The organism is Bartonella sp. MR100HLJHH (assembly GCF_042194215.1).
Taxonomy (GTDB): Bacteria; Pseudomonadota; Alphaproteobacteria; order Rhizobiales; family Rhizobiaceae; genus Bartonella; species Bartonella grahamii.
The window spans coordinates 1-2,795 of the sequence record NZ_JBHIMR010000047.1; the positions used below are offsets into that span (position 1 = coordinate 1).

Sequence of the window (2,795 nt, forward strand, 5' to 3'; positions counted from 1 at the left end):
AGATGTGCTTCTGCTGCCTCTCGCTCATTAAGGATTTTCAGATGTTTTTCAGCAAATTCAACGGCATGGTTAACATATTTTTCTACTTCATCATCATCCAAATGTTCAGAAATCGTACCAGCTTCTAGAAAATTTTTATAAGATTTCAGGATATCAATTCGACCTGTCAACGCTAAACAAGCCAAATGCCAGACTATATCTATATTGTAGCTATACTTTTGAACACGTGTTTTGCTTTCTATTGATGCTTGTAAATCTTGGGCACGTGCCCACTGTATCACCCGCTCAGAGATTTTGATAAGCTCTTGCTCATTCAATGTCTCTACACAAATATCAATGCCTTTATCAAAACCACTAAAAAAACCTCCTCCAATTGTATTAAAAGACTGATAAATATCCGTAGGTCGTATCCAATTACATTCTCTCTTATAGTGAATATATTTGCAAGCTACAGAAATCTCTTCATTAGATATTTCAGCTTCAAGACGAACATTGTAATTATCATGAAGACGTATAAAGCCAAAATCAAACTGAATAAAACGATCTGGCAAAGAGAGAAACATTCTCCCAGGTTCCATAGCAATCCATCCTCGCGTTTTGAGGATGCGATTTGCTGCGATAAGACTTATCGAGCACTGTTTTGGCTTCTTACGCGTTAGAATATCGTCTAATTCCCCATTTTTATAGGCCTGTGCAAAAAGAAGCAGACGTTCATTCCACGTCATCATTTTATAATCAGAAAATTCTGATACGTTTATTTTGGGCGTAGACTCATAACTCCTTAAAGCTTCTATCTCGCCGAGAAGAGCCTTTGCAACAAGAGAATGATTAGCAGCTTCTTCATGTAATTTTTGTTCAATATTTCGTGTTTTTGCCCAAGTAATGACTTTGTTTAAAGCAGATTCAATATGACTTTCTGAAAGATCCGGTACCGTAACCCCGAAATCACCTATTTCTGGATAGAGTATATATCCATACCGTGACTTTTGCCCCCTAGAATATTCACAAGCAAGACTATAAGAAGCAGTTGTGAGACTAGCTAATAACCAAAATTTTTCACCATCCGTTTCATGTTTCACACCATAGCTTAAATCCACAATGCGATCCGGAAGATAATAATAGGCAAATGTATCGCCTACTTCATCACGATAGAGCTCACAGCCCAGACTTTTTAATATTTCTGCTGCATCTTTAGTTTGCATAATGTTTCACTCTTCTCCAACCGCCGGATAACAGCTAACTGTATAAGGAATTATTCTATTCCACTCTTTGTTTATTTGATTTTCACTCCAATTGTCTCTAAACTCTTTCAGAAGCTCTGCGTCTCCTTCAAATTTTTTCAAATCTTCTTGGTATTTATTAAGCTGTTCCTTATTTTCCCCTAGATAGCGTTTCATAATTTTTCCAAAAGGTTTTGCATCTCCTGTTTTATACGCTATTTCAAAATCTTTTTGACATTCTGTTAATTGAAAATTACCAGTTTTTATATCAATAACTTTTAATATACCTTTCTCTACATAAATAATATCAGGGCGATGTATTTTTTTTAACGAAAAGTTCATAGATTATTCTCCATAAGTCGCAGTTTATTCACGCTAATACTGTTCTACCACTGTAAATAATAGTTGATCTTTCGTCTCCCAGCCAAGGTTTTTTAAAATCTCTGTCACGTCTTTAGTTCGCATCGCTATTCACTTTTATTCAAAAAGTCCTGGATAATGAAAAACGTTAACGTCAGTTTTGTCTAACTTATTATTCAATTGTTCTTTAATCCATTCTTTATTAGCCTCGTTTAATTTTTTATCACTTCCTTTAAAATCTTTGAACGATTCTTGATATTTCTCTAAGAACCCTTTGTTCTCTTTAAAAAATTTTATAAATTTTCCTTTTGTGGACTCAGCATTTCCTTCTTTATATGCCTCTTTTAAAATCTTTTGTTGTTCACTTAATGTAGCATTCTTCCCCGTTTTTACCTCGCCAATTTTTATTTTACCATTCTCTATATAAACGATATCCGCACGAGATCTTACTACTCCCTTATCCGTCTTAGTTTTGAATACTATTTCTGTCTCGCATACTATACATCCTTTATCACTTAATTCTTGTTTTTTCTCATCGCGTTTTTTATCATGATGCTTCCTGACTTGTTCAAGTATGTTACCCTTTCCATCATTATTGTTTTGTGGTTCTTTATTGTTTCCGTTTTTTTTCTTATTTTTACTTTCCTTCTGAGAATCTTTATTTTTTTCTTCTTTTGAGCTTTGATTTGTTTTTTCGCTGTCTTCTTCTGCATTTTTTGATGCAAACCAATAGGCAAGAAAATCAGCTATAGCCGTCCCATTGATAGAGGATCCAACAACAGTTGCTCCGCCAGCCATAAAAAGAGACAGAGCTGCCAACTCTTCTGGTGTAAGCGACACAATGAATGCTGCTAATGCTGCTACCACAGGAAGAAAATTATTCTCCGCGGCGTTACCAGCGGCATCCGCGCCAGTATTGACATCACCACCAGCAAGGGCAGCAGCAAAGCCCCCTGTAACCCGTGCGACATCAATAGCACGATCGCTAAAGTCAGCAAACTGTGCTTCAATCTTTGCATTTATACGCGCTTGTTCTTCTGCCGTTGGAATACGACCATCCAATGCTGCTATTTCTTTTTGTATTAAATTTTTAGACCACAATTGAAACTGGAGCATGGCTGTGGCTTCACCCACAGCACCGCCGATAGCACCGGCAGAGCAAGCGCCACTCGCAACCGCGCCTTTTAAGCAGCCAAGACCAGCATGGGCAACAAT

Annotated in this window: 3 protein-coding genes; all 3 read right to left on the minus strand. The window is 36.9% G+C overall.

Features of this window, described 5'->3' with window-relative positions; all coding sequences use genetic code 11:
- A partial coding sequence (locus ACFIJ7_RS09240) for a DUF6990 domain-containing protein (RefSeq protein WP_375645156.1) occupies positions 1-1,202 on the minus strand: 1,202 nt, incomplete at its 3' end.
- Between the two features lie 6 nt (positions 1,203-1,208).
- On the minus strand, positions 1,209-1,562 hold the full coding sequence (locus ACFIJ7_RS09245) for a hypothetical protein (RefSeq protein WP_375645157.1): 354 nt from the start codon (positions 1,560-1,562) through the stop codon (positions 1,209-1,211).
- 135 nt (positions 1,563-1,697) lie between these two features.
- Positions 1,698-2,795 (minus strand): VENN motif pre-toxin domain-containing protein (locus ACFIJ7_RS09250; protein WP_375645158.1); only part of this gene is annotated, 1,098 nt, incomplete at its 5' end.